The sequence below is a fragment of the Paenibacillus typhae genome (assembly GCF_900099765.1).
GTDB lineage: Bacteria > Bacillota > Bacilli > Paenibacillales > Paenibacillaceae > Paenibacillus_AQ > Paenibacillus_AQ typhae.
Map to the genome: position 1 here is coordinate 179,038 of NZ_FNDX01000003.1, position 17,944 is coordinate 196,981.

Annotated in this window: 14 protein-coding genes and 1 riboswitch; of the genes, 3 read left to right on the forward strand and 11 right to left on the reverse strand. The window is 51.0% G+C overall.

What is annotated here, in order from left to right:
* Positions 1–14: 14 nt before the first annotated feature.
* From BLR64_RS04135 to BLR64_RS04150, 4 genes are all read right to left on the reverse strand, one after another.
* Positions 15–4,529, reverse strand: a complete 4,515-nt coding sequence (locus BLR64_RS04135; RefSeq protein WP_090712452.1) for a carbohydrate binding domain-containing protein — start codon at positions 4,527–4,529, stop codon at positions 15–17.
* A gap of 235 nt (positions 4,530–4,764) precedes the next feature.
* Positions 4,765–4,974 (reverse strand): hypothetical protein, encoded by a 210-nt coding sequence (locus BLR64_RS04140; protein WP_042179559.1) that lies wholly within the window; start codon positions 4,972–4,974, stop codon positions 4,765–4,767.
* A gap of 14 nt (positions 4,975–4,988) precedes the next feature.
* A complete protein-coding gene (locus BLR64_RS04145) occupies positions 4,989–5,510 on the reverse strand; it encodes a PRC-barrel domain-containing protein (RefSeq protein ID WP_090712454.1) in 522 nt (173 codons plus the stop codon).
* 56 nt (positions 5,511–5,566) lie between these two features.
* Positions 5,567–6,712, reverse strand: coding sequence for a cysteine desulfurase family protein (locus BLR64_RS04150; protein WP_090712456.1), 1,146 nt, complete (start codon positions 6,710–6,712; stop codon positions 5,567–5,569).
* Between the two features lie 328 nt (positions 6,713–7,040).
* On the opposite strand from BLR64_RS04150, the gene BLR64_RS04155 reads away from it, so the two are divergent.
* Positions 7,041–7,709 carry an SOS response-associated peptidase gene (locus BLR64_RS04155; protein ID WP_090712458.1) on the forward strand — a complete coding sequence of 223 codons (669 nt, stop codon included), beginning with the start codon at positions 7,041–7,043 and terminating at the stop codon, positions 7,707–7,709.
* 240 nt (positions 7,710–7,949) lie between these two features.
* Entirely contained in the window at positions 7,950–8,135 is a 186-nt protein-coding gene (locus BLR64_RS04160; RefSeq protein WP_090712460.1) for a hypothetical protein, read from the forward strand.
* Positions 8,136–8,504: 369 nt separating this feature from the next.
* Here the strand turns inward: BLR64_RS04160 and BLR64_RS04165 are convergent, their stop codons facing one another.
* Positions 8,505–9,830 (reverse strand): voltage-gated chloride channel family protein, encoded by a 1,326-nt coding sequence (locus BLR64_RS04165; RefSeq protein ID WP_090712462.1) that lies wholly within the window; start codon positions 9,828–9,830, stop codon positions 8,505–8,507.
* 62 nt (positions 9,831–9,892) lie between these two features.
* A riboswitch (Fluoride riboswitch) is annotated at positions 9,893–9,953 on the reverse strand.
* A gap of 72 nt (positions 9,954–10,025) precedes the next feature.
* Entirely contained in the window at positions 10,026–10,445 is a 420-nt protein-coding gene (gene cymR / locus BLR64_RS04170) for a cysteine metabolism transcriptional regulator CymR (RefSeq protein ID WP_068728759.1), read from the reverse strand.
* Between the two features lie 322 nt (positions 10,446–10,767).
* On the opposite strand from cymR, the gene mnmA reads away from it, so the two are divergent.
* On the forward strand, positions 10,768–11,895 hold the full coding sequence (gene mnmA / locus BLR64_RS04175) for a tRNA 2-thiouridine(34) synthase MnmA (RefSeq protein WP_208607129.1): 1,128 nt from the start codon (positions 10,768–10,770) through the stop codon (positions 11,893–11,895).
* Positions 11,896–12,060: 165 nt separating this feature from the next.
* Here the strand turns inward: mnmA and BLR64_RS04180 are convergent, their stop codons facing one another.
* From BLR64_RS04180 to BLR64_RS04200, 5 genes are read right to left on the reverse strand one after another with little or no spacing between them, the layout of a single operon-like run.
* The gene (locus BLR64_RS04180) at positions 12,061–13,908 is read right to left on the reverse strand and encodes an oligopeptide ABC transporter substrate-binding protein (RefSeq protein WP_090712467.1); all 1,848 of its coding nucleotides are present in this window, start codon (positions 13,906–13,908) and stop codon (positions 12,061–12,063) included.
* A gap of 20 nt (positions 13,909–13,928) precedes the next feature.
* The gene (locus BLR64_RS04185) at positions 13,929–14,834 is read right to left on the reverse strand and encodes an ABC transporter permease (RefSeq protein ID WP_090712469.1); all 906 of its coding nucleotides are present in this window, start codon (positions 14,832–14,834) and stop codon (positions 13,929–13,931) included.
* 28 nt (positions 14,835–14,862) lie between these two features.
* Entirely contained in the window at positions 14,863–15,825 is a 963-nt protein-coding gene (gene opp4B, locus BLR64_RS04190; RefSeq protein ID WP_090712471.1) for an oligopeptide ABC transporter permease, read from the reverse strand.
* A 5-nt stretch (positions 15,826–15,830) separates the two neighbouring features.
* The gene (locus BLR64_RS04195; protein ID WP_090712473.1) at positions 15,831–16,766 is read right to left on the reverse strand and encodes an ABC transporter ATP-binding protein; all 936 of its coding nucleotides are present in this window, start codon (positions 16,764–16,766) and stop codon (positions 15,831–15,833) included.
* Complete coding sequence (locus tag BLR64_RS04200; RefSeq protein WP_090712675.1) at positions 16,753–17,769, reverse strand: ABC transporter ATP-binding protein; 1,017 nt, start codon at positions 17,767–17,769, stop codon at positions 16,753–16,755. The genes BLR64_RS04195 and BLR64_RS04200 overlap by 14 nt, the downstream gene beginning before the upstream one ends.
* Positions 17,770–17,944: the final 175 nt, after the last annotated feature.

Consider the following 17,944-nt stretch of genomic DNA (forward strand, 5'->3'; position numbering starts at 1 on the left):
ATTATTAAGCTTGCTCAGGGTGCAGCTGCGTATCCGTTGTTCGTCAGCACAATATCATCAACCTCTACCGCAAGATGACCCGTGCCCCCGTCCGCAATATTCCCCAATTCGAATGAAATCCGGCCGATGGATGTGCTGTCTCCTGTAACGTCAAATTCAAGGGTGTACTCCGTATAGTCCGTACCAAGATCAACGATTTTACTTGCATACCCGTGCCAGGTGTAGTTGTTCGCCACATCCAGCCAGCCGATACTGATGTTCATTTTGCGCGATGCATCCGACTTTGCTTTAAAAGTGAGGGTATAATGATTCCCTTCGTTGTAGGCCACACCCTCGTAATACACCTGCCGGTCCCAGCTGTTCGCTCCTGTAGAGCCGACCTGCATCCGCAGCGCCCCGTTGACATTGTCAATCGATAACTCTCCGCTGTCGGAGGAATAGGAGCTCCAGCCCTGGATCGGAGCTGAGAAATCTCCATTCGGGATCAGATTTTCGCCATATGCTTCTCCGGCGATCACCGGATTTACCTGAAGGAGGGAAATATTGCTCAGCGAGACAGTATGTGCACCAAGGAGCTCTGTTATCTTGCCAAGACTGAATTGAAGCACGGCGGCGGCATCGCTTTCCGGAGCGGTGAAATAATATTCGAAGTGTCCGCCAGCCTCAGTCAGACTGGCTGTCTCATTCGCATACGCCGTCCAATTATTGTCCGAAGAGCCGTCATGCTGGACCAGTACCCGGATCAGCCTTGCCATTGAAGCTTCCGCATCGAAGCGGAGCAGGTACTTTTTGCCCTTTTCCACCGGAATTGCGCCTTGTTTGACCTGTACATTCCATTCCTCGTCGCCGCTGCCGCCAAGCGCCACCTGAAGTACGCCATTCCCGGCAGTCATTGCCGTATTCTTCACAGGATCATTATCTACCCAGTCTTTCTTGAACAGTGTCCAGCCTTCGGTCGAATCGTCCTTGAAGCCGCCATTCACCACCATCTCACGGGAAAGATCCAGCCAGGCCAGATTGTAGCCGCTGCCGCCGAGACGGAAATAATAGGTTCCGGCAGGCAAATCCAGCGGTGCCCCGATGACTGCGCGGTAGCTTTGAAGTCCGCCTGTATCCCCGACTGCAGTCTTGTAGACGTCTGCCGTCACCACACTGCGCTTGGCCGCATCCAGTACGGTCAGTTCAAGTTCGGAATCCGCCTGTACACTGGAAACGCGGGCTACCGGAACAATGCTTGCCCCCTGAGGAAGCATCACTTTGTATTCTGCGTAATCGCCTTTGTCCATACTGGTGACATCCTTGCCGCCCTCACCGCTTGGCAGCAAAAGGATTCCCGATGCGCCGGAATACTGGTCTCCCCGGAGATGCAGATAGCCGTTCAATACAGGCGGGTCAGCCATACGGACCAGACGCACATTATCAATCTCCGGCTGACCGATGGACTTGCCTAGAAGAAACGATAGTGTACCTTCAGAGGCAGCTGAACCGGATAGTGATATTTCTGCTGTATAGTGCTTCCATTCCGGCGTCAGCGCGAATGTTGATCCGTCAGGGTAGGTGCTGTCTCCCCCGCCAGCCTCAAGCTTTATGCCAAGGGTGTCAGACTGATCAGACCTGGCATCAAAGCTCAGCTGATAGACTCCGCCTGCAGACAGTGGCAGACCTGCCTGAGTGAGTGTCACATCATCCGCCGATTCTCCCGGGTGCTGGACCACCGCCTGGAAAATCCGTTTCATAAGCGGCAGCTCCAGTGTGCTGGTCACCTTGGCTTCAGCCGCAGCTTCCGATTCCGGCTTAACCGTAAAGCTCCAATAGCCCAGCCTGTCTTTCCCCAGCTCAAACCCTCCATTGTACACGAGGTTTCCGTCTGTAAGCGGAGTGCGGACTACAGGCAGAGGCTCTGTCTCGGCAACCCGGACGTTGGCAAAATAGGCCGTTGTATCATTCAGACCGAGATTGAACTCAAACCGGACATTGTTGTCAGTGGCCTGCATCATATTAAAGCTGTATTCGAATGACTGCCAATCCGGGGTAAGCTGGAAGTTCCTCTCCTTGGAGTACGCTGTCCATCCCCCGCCGAATTCAGTCAGCTTACTCATCACCGGGCGGACCGCATCCGCTTTGGCGTCGAAGGTTACCTTATAGGCTTTTCCCTTCTCCAGAATAAGCGGCATTTGGGTGAGCTGAACGGAATAATTCTGGGTTCCGGCCTCATTCAAGGAGACCTTTACAGCCTTACCCTTATCCTTGTCATCAATGACGGCGGTTGTTCCGGCCCCCCCGGCATTCGTAATAAGCTGCCAAAATTCCGGCAGACCCTGGGCTGCACCGCCCTTGAAATCTCCGTTGTAAATCTGGTTGCCGTCAGCAAGCGCAGGACGCTGCGGAGCCGCACCTTCAGATTTTTCCGGCCGCTGGCCTGTTACATCAGGCCATTGATCCAGATTTTTATACTTATAGACCCGTACATAATCGACATACATCGTATCCGAACGGAAGTCAGCGGCCGGGTCGCCCGGCCAATCGCCGCCGACTGCCAGATTGAGAATCATGTAGAACGGACGGTCAAACGGTGCTGGATACGTATAGTAATCCGGTTGGCCTTCTGCCTTGGTCCCCCAGTCGCTCGTTTCAAAATACAGGTTGCCGTCCACATAATAGCGGATCAGACCCGGGAGCCATTCAAGTGTAAAGTCATGATAATCGTCAGCAAATGTTGTACCTTCCGGCAAAACATAGGTCTTGGATTGGGAGATATGCGGAATGTCGTAATGAAGAGAACCATGTACAGTTCTCGGATACAGATCCGCTTTTTCCGTATCTCCGGCCACCGGCCCTGTCAGCTCCATAATGTCCATCTCGCCGCTTCCCGGCCAAGGACCGTATTGCTTCTCTTCGTCCGTCGGCATCATCCAGATCGCCGGCCACATCCCCTGCTGAATCGGCAGCTTAGCGCGCACGGTAAATTTACCGTAAGTCCAGTCCCCCTTCATCTTTGAGGTCAGCTTGCCGGAAGTATACTCTTTCCCGCCGTAAGCTTCCTTCCGGGCTTCGAGTGCCAGTACGCTATTGCCGCTCTCGGTTTCGAGCGAAACGTTATCCGGATGATAATATTCCAGTTCATTGTTATATACAGTACCTGTATCCTGGATATTCCACTTAGCCTCGTCAATCTGCTTTCCTTCGAACTCGTCATTCCAGACCATTTCCCACTGCTCCTCATCCGTAGACGGCGCAGATGTCGCTGTCGCAGATGGGGCAGGGGTAGACGAAGCCGCCGGTGTCGGGCCGGGTGAAGCTGCAGGCGTTGGCGTTGGTATTGGTGCCGCTCCAGCTCCGTCCGCTGCTTGGGTTGCCGGAGCACTGGCCTGTGCAGAGGCTCCACCCCCGCTCAGGTTCCGCAGCGTCTCTCCGGATTTCAGCTCCGTCCCGTTCATAAGCACCTTGCCGGCGCTTATCTCCAGCAAGCCAATTTGTCCCAGATTTATAATGGTTGAACCGGCAGCTCCGGCATCAACGATGAGAACCTCGGCCCGTGACCCGGCATCAATCTCTACCCGACTCTGCTTGGCCAATTCGATCCTGGCAGCCGTGCTTCCGTCTTCCAGCCGGAGCCGTACCGCTGTTTGGGGCTTGTCAACTACCGTCCGGTTCAGGGCGGATTGACGGAAGACCACCGAATGTTCACCGCCTCCGGAAATAAAAGTGTTGCCCTTCACTTTCATCCCGGTGAATGAAGCTTCCCCTTCTCCTGTTCCGGCGGTCACATAGAGATTTCCGTTAACAGCTCCACCCTGGATGTGCACATCCGGCCGGTTCACAATAACATTGCCAGACACAGTACCCAGTGGATAATCCCCCCGCGCCGGACTGATCCATCCGATCATCCGGCTCAGCAGAACGGTCAGTTCGCCCCGTGTCATGAGAGACTCAGGCTTCAGCTTTCCGGCCAGATCGCCTTGTACGTAGCCGGAGACAAGCATTGCACTTACAGCTTCCCGTGCATAGCCGCTGACAGCTGCCCCGTCTGCCTGCGCATTCAGCGCATCTTGAGAAGTACTTTCCAGCCGGAAAGCACGGGCCAGCATGGTCATTGCATCCTCACGCCGGACTGCTGCACCCGGCTGAAACTGCCCGTTCCCGTAGCCTTTGATAACACCAGCTTCATTTACCTTGCTTACATCGCTGGCATACCAGGAAGAAGCGCTTACATCATTGAAATTGACAATGCCTGGTGCAGTGTAACGGAATACCCGGCTGAGAATGACTGCCAGCTCGGCCCGGGAGACTGCGCGGTCCGGTTCAAATCTGCCGGTTGCTTCCCCCTGCAGAATCCCTGCAGCTGCCAGTCTCTCCGCTGCTGACGCTGCCCAATGCTGGTTCATATCAGTGAAAGTCGGCATTTGGGCTGCTTCTGATACAGGCGATTCCGGAACGGCCGCGTTTGCCAGGCCCGTATTTCCCGGAAGCTGAACGCCTGACAGCAGCATAACAGCAACCAATACCCTGTTTAGTACTTTGCGGTACATTTAAAATTCCTCCCATATGTAGAATTTTGCAAAATCCCGGCATACCCTCCGGTCGATTTCAGTATAGAGTCCTCATCCGGCATCGAACATACCAATTCCTTAACGGGGATAACAAAGTTTCAACTTTAAAAAAACAAAAAGACCCTATTTCCGTATGGCTGTAAAAAGCCATACGGAAATAGGGTCCGGTAAATCTATTCAACTATTCCAAAACGTACGTTATGCAGCTAAATGATCAAGAGGATGCGTGGATTTGCGGGAAATCCTGAGCAATTTCTTCGCCTGAGAACAGATCGTCAAGCGAGCTGAGCGTGCCGTCTTCTTCAACCTGATAAACCGACATTTTTTCACCATTGACCGTTAATTCAATAAAACAGCCCCAGCAATAGAACTGGTGTGAACCGATCTTGCCGATATCCTTGGAGTTGCAGTTTGGACACTTCATATAATACATTCCACCTATCCGTTAACAATATTAATGGCTTTCTGTAGCCGTTCTTCGCTCATCGCGGGAACCAGTACGGCATTCTCCCCGATGGACATCTCTTCAGAACAAGGCAGCCATTTGCGGCCTTCTATCAAATCCGTTACAAGCCCGTCACTGATTTCCAGCGCTACTATTGTGTTTCCCAACTTTTGGTCAAAATAAACATCCGATATTCGTCCCAGGTTACTCCCTGATGTAGTCAGCACCTGAAGATCCTTCAGTTTGTTCTTTCCCAAAAGAAAAGTATATGGTATATGGTCAGTGTCGGCCTTAACAATCGACTCTTTATTGCGAATCATGATAGCATCTTCGCCATATGCGACAATATCTTCCCATGCCACAACTTTCACATGACTGGAAAAAAAAGTTTTGCTTTCCAGTTCAATACCCGTAATATTCCATTTTGAATCGAGAACACAATCGACAAGCTTGCCAACCTCGTTCCCCTCTTCAACTTCATATACAGTGAGGCCAATCAAATCCTGAAGTTTCACTGCCAAGGCCTCCTTTTATGTACCAAAACAGCGTAGAGCTAAAGCAGACCCTAGCCCTATTTACGCAGCCGTTTCAGAATGGTTTCAACTTTTTGGGCAACGTACTCCATTTCTTCCTTAGTATTACCCAAACCAGTGCTAAATCGAATCGCTGAGCGCAAAAGTTCTGACGGAAGCTTCATAGCCTGCAGCACATGTGAGATTTCCAGTGATCCGGACGTGCAGGCCGAGCCGCTGGCGGCGGCGATCCGTTCCATATCAAGATTCATCAGCATCACATCTGTGTCCGCTCCGGGGAAGCTGACGTTCAGAATGCCCGGCAAAAAATGCTGCGGGTTGCCGTTGACGGCATATCCGCCTTGTCCCACACGCTTTTCAAGCTCTGTCAGCAGTGTGCCACGCAGCTCCAGGGCATGTTCCCGCCGCTGCTCCAGCCCCTTGGCTGCCAGTTCTACCGCCTTGGCAAAGCCGGCTGCACCTGCCAGGCTCTCTGTTCCGGCACGTCTGCCCCGTTCCTGCAGCCCGCCGTGCTGCCTTGGATGCAGAGGAGCACCACGCCGGACATAGAGTCCGCCGATGCCCTGCGGCCCGTTGATTTTATGTGCGCTAAAGCTCATATAATCCACCGGCAGCTCGCGCAGCGTAATCGGTACCATACCAAGGGCTTGTACAGCATCAACGTGGAACAGGACTCCCCGTTCAGCTGCCAGCCTGCCGATTTCCTCAATCGGCTGAACCGTTCCAACCTCATTATTGGCAAACATCACACTAATTAGTACCGTGTCATCCCTCAGGGCTGCCTCAACATCAGAAACAGACACCCTTCCTGTGGGATCTGACGGGAGATAGGTGATGGAATAGCCCTGCCGCTCCAGTTCCTCGCAGGTATGCAGGACAGCATGATGTTCAATCGCAGTAGTAATGATATGTTTACCTTTGTGCACAGTGGCGGCAGCAGCACCCAGCAGCGCCAGGTTGTCGCTTTCTGTGCCGCCGCTGGTAAATACCCATTCATCCGGCGCACAGCCCAAAAAGCCCGCGATCGTATCGCGCGCGCCGTTAACAATTCTTTTGGCGGACCGTCCGGAATGATGCACGCTGGACGCGTTGCCGTATTCTTCAGTCAGCATATGGTATATGACCTTGGCCACCTCCGGATGAACCGGGGTTGAGGCGGCATGGTCCAAATAGATGGATTTCATATTTGTTTCTCCGCTTCTTGAGATTAAAATTCAGGATTTCCTAAGGCTTCTCGATTATACTGCTGAATGCGGTCTTTTACCACCCGCCAAAGAACACAATGTTGTAACATATACAGCAGCGGTCAGCCATGCTTCATGCTATTGCATCTGCAGTCCCTCTCTGCTGAATAGAATTGCGCTGTTTCGTCCATTTTATGATGTAAAAGACTGTACGGGCAGGAGCTTACCAGAATCATAGGACGTATTCCCTCCCTTAACTTCACGTATGTCCGCAGCATGAATTATAATAACAAATAGTTTCGTCGTAAATACAGGAGGTGCTTTGAGCATGTGCGGAAGATATACGATTACTGTAAGCCTGGACGAATTAATGCTGAGGTATTTTATAGAGGGTACACCGCTGGTCAACTACACCCCCAAGTATAATGCCGCTCCGGTGCAGCAGATTCCGGCAGTCATCCATGACGGGACCCGCAACCGGCTGGGTGAGCTGCGCTGGGGCCTGGTCCCCTCCTGGTCCAGGGATGACAAAGGCGGCAGCACAAGGATCAATGCCCGCGCTGAAACGCTGCTTGAGAAGGCCTCCTTTAAGGGGCTCATCCGTTCGCGGCGCTGTATCATTCCTGCAGACGGCTTTTATGAATGGAAGCAGGGTCCGGACGGTAAGCGCCCTATGCGGATCGTGCTGCCGGAACGCCGGATATTTTCACTGGCCGGATTGTATGATATCCGGGTTGATGAGGAAGGAAACAGGCTGAGCACTTGCACAATCATTACCACAGAACCCAACAGCCTGATGGCAGACATTCATAACCGGATGCCCGTGATCCTTACCCCTGAAGCCGAGACACAGTGGCTCGACCGCAGCAACGAGGATATCCCGTCTCTGCTCCGGCTGCTCCAGCCTTATGATAGCTCACAGATGCGCGCTTATCCGGTATCAGCAGCTGTAGGCAATGTACGAAATGACTATCCGGAGCTTATTAAGGAAGCCTGAAACCTTTAAATTTTAATGGTGCTCTTCTGGAGAGTTTCCCTTTTTTCGCATTATGCCCTACACTACATAAGAAGGAGGTATGACTTCCGGGTCATACGCCAGTACTGATGCCTGCAAATTCTCTCCGTAGAGAAATATTACAACTTTGTCAAATATCATATTTTGCGTGTAAACTGCAGGCCGTTGGTTTAATAAAGCACATAGTATTTTAAACAGCACACAGTAAGAGGAGACCATATTTTGCAAACTTCAAAACTTCAACAAGCGATCGCTGAGGGTGCTCTGCTCGAGATCCATCTGATCAGCGGTGAAACGTATAGAGGCACAGGTGAAAAAGGCTATTCGGCAGACTCCTTTGAGTTCAAAACAGACAAGGGCTTATTAACCCTGCCGTTCTGGACCGTTAAGCGCTACAAAAGATTATAATCCGCATCCATCCCTGCAATCCTCCCGCTCCCCCACCATCATCTTTCTCCATCCGAAATCCGGTATCTCCCAACCTTCAGCGGACCCAAGTAGAAACGGCTTCGCCGTTCTTAAAAAGGCGGCAACCGTTTCTGCGGGAAATATCAGACCTGTATAGATCTGCAAGTTTATACTTTCTGATATTTAAAAAAAGACCCCGCCGGCAACCGGCAGGGTTTCAAGAGGGACATGAACAAACATTACATACTTTTGGGGATAGGCTAACTTTACCACCGGTTTGTTCACTGAGTGTCAGGCCCAGGTAAGAAGAACGTAAACTCTATCAGGCAAAACTAGCTTAACTCTGATGAAATAATGCTGAGGCTCTGCTTAATGTGCGCCGTCTTTTTTCTTTGTGGGCTGCCTCGCCGTGCCCAGTGTCGTTCCCTGCGGAAAAGCTCTGAACCGACTCTTGGGGATGCCGATCTGCTGTGAGGTATAAATCCCGCTGTGTCCGGAAAATAAATAGCTTACCAGACAGGCGATAAAGAAGTACACCGCCCCTTCTCCACCGAATAATTCTATCCCCATCAAGAAACAGGCGACCGGCGTATTGGCGGCACCGCAGAACACGGCAATAAAGCCGAGTCCGGCCAGGAAAGGAGCGTATAGATGCAGCATTTCTGCTAAGGCATGCCCTAAAGTAGCGCCAATGGCAAACAAAGGAGTAACCTCCCCGCCCTGAAAGCCGGCTCCAAGCGTAAGCGAAGTGAACACCAGCTTACCCAGAAAGGCAAATGGTGCGACCTCTCCGGTAAAGGAAGACTCTATCAGAGGCAGCCCAAGTCCAAGGTAATCCCTCGTTCCCAGTACATATACAAGAATGATGACCACTACACCGCCCACGGCGGTTTTAAGCACCGGATTACGGAACAGACGGGTATACCCGCGTTTCAGAGCATGAGTCAGCTCACTAAACAGTGTACTGGTCAGCCCGAACAGCACCGAAGCCAGCACAACCTTGAGCAGCACAGGCATAGTGAGTGCAGGAATCTCCCCTATCGGATAATGCACATGGGTAATGCCCCAGAAGGAAGCTGCAGTAAGGTTGCCGACAAAGCTGGCTATAAAAGCGGGAATAAGCGCTTCATGGCTGATCAGCCCGATGGCAAGCACCTCCAGTCCGAACACGGTTCCGGCCAAAGGCGTTCCAAAAATGGAGCCGAATCCCCCGCTGATCCCGCATATAAGCAGAATTCTCCGGTCAACGGGCTTTACTCTTAGCATCCGTCCAAACCACTCCGCCAGGCTTCCCCCCATTTGTACGGCCGTTCCCTCACGGCCTGCCGATCCGCCGAACAGATGGGTAATCAATGTTCCGAATAATACCAGAGGCGCCATTCTGAGCGGTACGGCTTCACTGTCTGTCTGAATCTGTTCCAGAATCAGATTATTCCCTTTTGAACTGCTGCCCCCATACCTGGAATAAAGATAGCTGACCAGTGCCCCTCCCAGCGGAAGCAGAAACAGCAGCCACGAATTGGCCACCCTGACCCCGGTCACGTAGTCCAGGCTTTTCAGAAAAAAAGCGGATGCAGTGCCGGCAAGCACCCCCACTCCGCTGCCGAGCACAATCCATTTCAGCAGGGTGCCCCAAGCTGCGGCAAACCACCATTTTTCAATAATATCAGTTCCTTTTTGTCTCCACGGTGCCATCGTCGTTCTTCCCTTCACATATGAAGTTGTACATAAAAAATAGACTCCTACCAGGAACACGCTCACTGGTAGGAGTCATTAGCCTTTCGGCAGTTAATGGCGAACTCCATCGCCCTTATTATCGTATCTTATTCTAATGTTTTGGTGGAGAAACGTCAATGCAAAGAGCTACGGGTTCCTTCCAAAGGCCGGTTCCTAGATGTAAAACATGTAGTTATCGGCTTTACTCTCTTCTTTATAATTAATCAGATCGGACAAGGTAGTGGAGTCCAGCACATCGGCGATGCTGTCGCGGATGCGCAGCCAGAGATCGCGCTTGGCCGGGTCGTCCTCTTCGGTGAAATCAACCGGCGAGATCGGGCCTTCCAGTACACGGATGATATCGCCGGCAGTAATGGTAGAAGAATCACGGGACAGAATATATCCGCCGTAAGCTCCGCGGATGCTCTTTACGAGTCCGGCATTGCGCAGCGGGGCAATCAGCTGCTCCAGATAATGCTCGGACAATCCGTTTTTTTCGGCAATGCTTTTCAGGGAGGTTGGACCCTCGCCGAATTTCAGGGCAAGCTCCATCATAATAGTTAATCCGTAACGTCCTTTTGTAGATATTTTCAAAGGGGCACCTCTTTCGGTTTAATTGCTGCAGTTGTAGTTCACAATAAGCTAAGTAGACATTATGAGAAATGTCATATCAACGTATTCCGATGTTTGCTCTATGCTTATGTTATCATATCTGCGGACACATTTGCAGCGTTTAAGTCATTTTTTTGGTGAAATGTTCGCCGGTGGTGGACAAATTGTCAAAATCTCCGCTGGTTCTGTAGCAAATTCCCTAGTCCACAGGCAGTTTACAGTAGACAGGTATGTTATAATACGAAATGAGCCGGGTGTTCAGTTCAGATAACCGGTATTTTGTGCATAGAAAATGGTGATGGGAATGACAAAGGCAAAACAGGATACCCGCGTCGTCGTCGGCATGTCCGGGGGAGTCGATTCCTCCGTTACGGCGCTTCTGCTCAAGCAGCAGGGTTACGATGTCATCGGTATCTTTATGAAGAACTGGGACGATACAGACGAATTCGGAGTGTGTACTGCCGAGACCGACGCCGAGGATGTGCGCCGCGTTTGTGAGCAGATTGATATTCCTTACTATACCGTTAATTTCGAAAAGGAATACTTTGATAAAGTCTTTTCCTATTTCCTCGATGAATATAAGGCAGGCCGTACACCTAATCCGGATGTCATGTGCAACCGGGAGATCAAGTTCGGGGAATTCCTGAACAAGGCGCTTCAGCTCGGGGCAGATTATGTTGCCACCGGCCATTATGCCCGTGTGGTTGAAGAAGACGGGGTGTTCAAGCTGCTGCGCGGCGTGGACAACAACAAGGATCAGACCTACTTCCTGAATGCCCTGAATCAGAGCCAGCTGTCGAAGGCCATGTTCCCGATCGGCCATCTGCCTAAGCCGGAAGTGCGGAGAATTGCTGAAGAGGCCGGCCTGTATACCGCGAAGAAAAAAGACAGCACCGGCGTATGCTTCATCGGCGAACGTAACTTCCGTGAATTCCTCAGCCAGTACCTGCCGGCACAGTCCGGGGATATGGTTGATATTTCCACCGGCGAAGTGAAGGGCCGGCATGACGGCCTGATGTACTACACGCTGGGACAGCGTCAGGGTCTGGGAATCGGCGGCTCCGGTAACGGTGAACCCTGGTTCGTTGCCGAAAAGGATCTGGAGAAGAATATTCTCTATGTTGTACAGGGGGACAAGCACCATAGCCTGTATTCCAACAGCCTGATTGCCTCCGGCGTGAACTGGATTGACGGCCGGACGCTTGCGCCTGGCGATGCACCGCTGAAATGTACCGCCAAGTTCCGCTACCGCCAGCCTGACCAGGGCGTTACGCTTACTGCCCTTGAAGACGGCAGCCTGAATGTCCTGTTCGATATGCCGCAGAAGGCCATCACACCGGGACAGGCCGTAGTCTTCTACCAGGGCGAGCAATGCCTGGGCGGCGGAACCATCGAAGCGGCGCAGAAGGTTGTGCCGCAGCCGCAGGGATAACAAGAGCGCGGGTTAAGCCTTATTGAAAAGCTTGGCCGCCCCGCTCAGCACCAGCTACACTCCCAATTCTTACTCTCTGCCCTATCAAAAAACACCCTTCGGCTGATGAAGCCGAAGGGTGTTTTGCTGTTAAATCTTCTTTACGAAGCTTATTAAAGCAATTGCTTATTGTGCCGCAATTCCTTTATCAGCGGACAAAGCCAGCTCGTTCAGATATATTCCTGATCCATCATTGATTGCATAGTTCAGGACACGGTTATTAACCGGCACAACAATCGCACGGTACAGGGTAGGGAATACAGGGATTTCTTCAACCATCAGCTGCTGCCACTCATTGTAGATTTCTTTACGTTTCTCTACATCAAAGGCTTCCGCAGAAATGCCTGCTTCCATCAGACGGTCATTCTCATCACTCTGGTAACGAGGGAAGTTATAAATGGCATCATGTCCGTACAAGCCTTGCGGATTAACGTCGATACCTACAGACCATGCACCCTGGTAGACGTCAACGCTCGGATCATCCTCACCGTTGGAGCCAACACGGTCATAGAAGGTGTTGAATTCAACCATCTCCAGTGTTACGTTAAGGCCAATTGCTTTCCAGGACTGTACATAGTATTGAGCCAGCGGTTCAGCCACATCCGAACCAGTCATCGAGATAAAGTTGATGGTCAGCGGTGTGCCGTCCGGGTTTGTACGGAATTCGCCGTTCATCTTGAAGCCCGCATCCTCCAGCGTCTTTTTCGCTGCTTCCGGATCATAAGCTACGCCCGGATTGCTGTCATCATGGAATTCGGGATGGGATGGAGGAATTAGTGTAGTAGCGTTCCAACGCAGACCATGGTAGAATTTTTGCCCCACTGCATTATTATCTACTGCCTGCCACATGGCTTTGCGTAAAGCTACATTTGCCATTTTTGCCTTAGGATCCGGAACAACGACAGCATTTGTCGCATCCCATTTCCCGAGCTTGAAGCCGATATAAGTATAAGCCTGATCTACCATGCCCAAGTATTCAACGTTCGACAGGCCGGAGTTATCCGGGAACTGATCAATCGGGAAGCTGTCTACCATGTCAATATTGCCCGCTTTAAGCTCCTGTACCACTGTAGTTGGGGCAACTACCTTCAGCACTACACCATCCAGCTTCGGTGCTCCGCGCCAGTAGTCTTCGTTCTTCACGAATACAACCGATTCACCAGGTACGATGCTTTGCACTTTGAATGGGCCGAAACCAATTGGATTCTGGCGGACTTCAGGGGAAGCCGAAATCTTGGCAACATCCATGCCGCCAAAGATATGCTTAGCCAGCGGATAGATCCAGATACCGCCTGTCAACAGGGACGGGGTGGACTTAATATAAGTAACCTGCAGTTGTTTTTCGCTCAGCACTTTGATACCGGAAATGGTCTTAGCAGTGCCGGCATGGTATGCCTCCATCCCTTCAACATTCGTGAAGTCAGAACCATAACGCGGGCCGTCATAAGCCGGATTACCGATAACTTCGTAAGCAAACGCCCAGTCTTCAGCCGTTACAGGCTTGCCGTCATGCCAGTTTACATTATCACGGATCGTGAAAGTGAAGGTACGTCCATCTTCGGAAACTTCATACGTGGCAGCACCGTCATTAGTAAATACATAGTCTTTGTCCCAAGTTAACAAACCTTCGTCGAACCATTGCAGAACTTTAGAATCGGGATTGCCGGAATAGAAGGTATAGTTGAGTGTACCTTCAAAAGGAGTATCTGAAACAAGTCCGTAATTGAGCGTGCCGCCTTCAATGGCTTCACCCTGGTTTGTCTTCTGCGGGCTGAAGTCTTCGATTGAATAAAGTCCGTCTTCTGCTGCAGGAGCTGTTGTTGGAGCAGCAGTAGCAGCAGCAGCATCCGTAGCTGCGGCTGTGGCTGAAGGCTCAGCCGCTTCATTGTTGCCTGATCCGCAGGCAGTAACGGCAAGTGACAGCACAAGCAGCAGACTGACTAGCATTGTCTTTCCGGTTTTTCTTTTTCTCATACTTGTTTCTTCCTCCCTTATTATCCTCTTCTTTGTCTTGCGTCCGTCGCACGCTTCAGCGCCTGACCGACATTATTTATACTCAACATCAACACCAAAATCAGCAGTGATGCGGGTAACCATATCCACCATCTGGACTCCAGAGTCTGCGGGTTTCGGGCATAGCTGACCAGTGTACCCAGACTCGGCGTACTTTCAGGAAATCCGAAACCAAGGAAGGACAAACCTGACTCAAGTCCAATGTTAGCTGCAAGGTTCAGGGTCATTGTTACGATGATGATCGAACTCAGGTTCGGCATCACCTGCTTGAAGATAATCTTGAGATGAGAGGAGCCGAGTGTCCGGGATGCCTGGACATATTCCAGCTCTTTTTCCTGCAGTGTCTTGGAGCGGATCAGCCTGGCGATCCCCATCCACAGGAAGGCTGTCATGATAAGTGAAAAGGTCAAGGTATTGTATTTCGGAACCGCCGTTACAAAAGCAATGACCATCATCAGCATCGGCAGAATCATAAAGAAGTCAACCAGACGCATAAACAGGTTATCAATGACACCGCCGAAGTAACCTGACACCAGTCCAACCAGAATTCCGATGGCCCCCGTCATAACGGTGACCATGATACCAATGCTCAGCGAGTTCCGGGTGCCGATGATGAGCTGACCGAATACATCCCGGCCGCCGTAATCGGTACCCAGCCAGAATCTGGCTGAAGGCTTTTCATAGAGTGCAAATAAATCAACAGTTACAATCTCCTTCTGATCAAGGAATAAAGCAGTGCCGAATACTCCAAGGATGACGACTGCCAGGAAGATCAGGGAGATTAAGGCAAGCTTGTCTTTAATAATTTCCTGCCAGAGAATACTCCAGCCGGAGGGGCTCTTATCAATATTGTGCGGGAGCGGCAGCTCAGTGCCTGATTTTGCCATTACATTCACCTCAATAAAGTTCTGGTCATTATTTAATCCGGATACGGGGATCAACAATGCTTAATATTATGTCGGACAGCAGGGAGCCGATGATGGTGGCAATCCCATACAGCAGCACCAGTGCTGTCACCACGGTGAAATCGCGGATCACAATCGAGCCCAGAAACAGCTGGCCCATGCCGGGGTAACTGAAGATGCTCTCTACAAAGATGGTTCCTCCGATGAGGCCTGTCAGCTCATACCCGAAAAAGGCGGCAATCGGCAGCAGGGAGTTGCGCAGAATATGACGGTTATAAACCCGTGATTCTGAGGCTCCTTTTGCTCTGGCGGTAAGAATAAAGTCCTTCTGCTTCATATCGATAATCTCATTACGCAGATACTGGACTGTACCTACGGTTGTAATTAAGGCGATGGATAAAGCCGGCAGCAGCATATGATAGAGCTTGCTGAGCAAATAGCTGAAGGTTCCAGGAACTTCACCCGGCGCAACACTGCCTCCGGTCGGAAACCAGGAAAAGTAGAAGCCGAACATCCAGAGCATCAGCAGTGCTACAATAAACAGCGGAGCAGCAAAACCGACGTAGGTGTAACCGGTAATCAGCCGGTCGCCCCATGTATCATTGAAGCGCCCGCTGATAATACCAAGCGGAATGGCTATTAGATAGGTAAGCACCAGTGTGACAAGCGACAGCCAGACTGTATTCATCAGGCGCTGGCCGATCAGCTCGGTCACTGGCATCTTGAAATTGAAGGATTGGCCCAGATCTCCCTGTACGGCATTGCTGATCCAGTTCCAGTACTGTATATACCACGGGTCATTCAGCCCCAGTCTTTCCCTCATTGCTTCAATAGCCGCAGGATCGATGTTCGGATCAAGCATACCTGTGAGCGCATCTCCCGGCATCGCTTTGGCCATCAGAAATACCAGTATACTTAACAGGAATACCTGCGGAATCATAATTAATAATCGTCGTACAATAATCTTCCACATACGTCTCAACCTTTCTCGGGCATAGCCACCCTATGGGTATCGGAAATGGATCGTAACGGGTAAGCCAGGCCGTCACCGTCGAAATAGCTCCGGTAGGCATGTTCGTAATCCTCACTTACGGACCGGCGGAAATTGCTCCGCTCCTCACGCTGCAAGGGATCAATATCCGGGATCGCTGCAATGAGCCGCTTGGTATAAATGTGCTGAGGATTGTCAAAAATATCCTTGGGAACCCCTTCTTCAACATGCCTTCCCTTGTACATAATGCCGATACGGTCACACATATGCCGGATAATTCCGAGATCATGGCTGATAAACAGATACGTCAGATTCAATTCCTTCTGGATATCCCGCAAAAAATTGAGGACCTGCGCCTGGACCGATACATCCAGTGCAGAGACCGGCTCATCGGCAATGATCAGCTTGGGCTTCAGGGCAATCGCCCGGGCAATTCCGATCCGCTGGCGCTGGCCGCCGGAAAATTCATGCGGGTATTTATAAATATTGTCCGGACTCAGGCCAACCTGCTCCAGCAGTTCCTGAACCCTCCGTTTCTCCTCCTGCGGAGACTGCTTTTCAAAATTCCGCAGCGGCTCGGATATGATATCCAGTACACGTTTTTTGGGATTGAGCGAGGAATAGGGATCCTGAAAAATCATCTGAACTTCACGGCGGACACTATTCTGCTTGCGTGCCCCTCTTGAAGCCAGGTCGATCCCCTCGAAAAGAACGTTTCCCCCCGTTATTTGATTCAGGCCGATAATAGCCCGGCCGGTTGTGGTTTTGCCGGAACCGGATTCACCGACAAGACCATAGGTCTGGCCGGCCTCTATGGTAAGGTTGACACGGTCAACCGCCTTAACCTCGCCAACCTGGCGGCTGAACAGCCCGCCCCTGATCGGAAAGTGAACCTGCAGATCTCTAACCTCAAGCAATGCCATCGGTGCCAGCCTCCTCCGCGCTCTCCGGGAAATGAAAATGTTTGTAGCAGGTGCAGCGGACAAAGTGGCCCGGAGCAATTTCGTGAAGCTGCGGATTGTCCTCATGTGCGGAGGCATCAATCCAGGGCGTTCTTGCAGCAAACCGGCAGCCAGTGCGCGGCAGGTTTTTGAGCGAAGGCACAATCCCCTGAATAACGTGCAGCCTTGACTTCACTTCTTTTACAGTAGGAATGGAATTAAACAAGGATCTTGTGTACGGATGCTGCGGATTAGAGGTCAGGGTGTAAATATCGGCAATTTCGACAATTTGGCCTGCATACATAACGGCTACACGGTCTGCCATTTCGCTGACAACCCCGAGATCGTGGGTAATCAGAATAATGCCTGCCCGCATATCATTTTTCAGCTTTCTGAGCAGTTCCAGAATCTGCAGCTGAATCGTCACGTCAAGTGCTGTCGTCGGTTCATCTGCAAGGAGCAGCTGCGGTCCGTTCGCAATGGCAATTGCAATAATAACCCGCTGGCGCATGCCGCCGGATAATTCGTACGGATATTGATGGTATGTATGTTCAGGGCGGGGGATGCCCACTTTTGCCAACAGATCAAGAACTTTTTCTTTTCTTTGTTTTTTGGAGAGGGTGGTATCATGAAGGAGCAGTACTTCTTCGATCTGACTGCCTATAATCATCAGCGGATTTAGTGCAGCTAAAGGGTCCTGAAAAATCATCGACATTTCTTTGCCGCGGACCTTATTCAGCATGCCGGGGGACATTTGGACAATATCCTGGCCTTTGTAATTCACTTTACCTTCGATCCTTGCTTTGGTGTGCAGTCCCATAATGGAGAAGGCGAGCGCACTCTTGCCTGAACCTGATTCTCCGACGATAGCCAGAATCTCATTTTTCTTTACGGTGAGCGTCACATCATCAACTGCAGCATAGTACTGCCCTGCAATTTTGAAGGATGTCGTTAAATTCTCGATTTGCAGTAAGTCTTCACTCAAATTCATCACCCTAACACCAGGATTTTTTAGAAAGGGTATCCGTGTCATATACAGTAACCCTACCAACGAACTACACTTTAAATTTTAGGATTATTATGGAAGTAATCCCTGAATGTTAGAGTTTATTCTAATTGACTCATGGTAAATTATCAATGATTTTTCTATAAAAAAAGTT

Excerpts from the sequence above, each read along its gene's own strand:
- BLR64_RS04155 (WP_090712458.1), top strand. The coding sequence starts at position 7,041 with ATGTGCGGAAGATATACGATTACTGTAAGCCTGGACGAATTAATGCTG.
- BLR64_RS04135 (WP_090712452.1), bottom strand. The coding sequence starts at position 4,529 with ATGTACCGCAAAGTACTAAACAGGGTATTGGTTGCTGTTATGCTGCTG.
- BLR64_RS04180 (WP_090712467.1), bottom strand. The coding sequence starts at position 13,908 with ATGAGAAAAAGAAAAACCGGAAAGACAATGCTAGTCAGTCTGCTGCTT.
- BLR64_RS04150 (WP_090712456.1), bottom strand. The coding sequence starts at position 6,712 with ATGAAATCCATCTATTTGGACCATGCCGCCTCAACCCCGGTTCATCCG.
- mnmA (WP_208607129.1), top strand. The coding sequence starts at position 10,768 with ATGACAAAGGCAAAACAGGATACCCGCGTCGTCGTCGGCATGTCCGGG.
- BLR64_RS04140 (WP_042179559.1), bottom strand. The coding sequence starts at position 4,974 with ATGAAGTGTCCAAACTGCAACTCCAAGGATATCGGCAAGATCGGTTCA.
- BLR64_RS04185 (WP_090712469.1), bottom strand. The coding sequence starts at position 14,834 with ATGGCAAAATCAGGCACTGAGCTGCCGCTCCCGCACAATATTGATAAG.
- opp4B (WP_090712471.1), bottom strand. The coding sequence starts at position 15,825 with ATGTGGAAGATTATTGTACGACGATTATTAATTATGATTCCGCAGGTA.
- BLR64_RS04165 (WP_090712462.1), bottom strand. The coding sequence starts at position 9,830 with ATGGCACCGTGGAGACAAAAAGGAACTGATATTATTGAAAAATGGTGG.
- BLR64_RS04195 (WP_090712473.1), bottom strand. The coding sequence starts at position 16,766 with ATGGCATTGCTTGAGGTTAGAGATCTGCAGGTTCACTTTCCGATCAGG.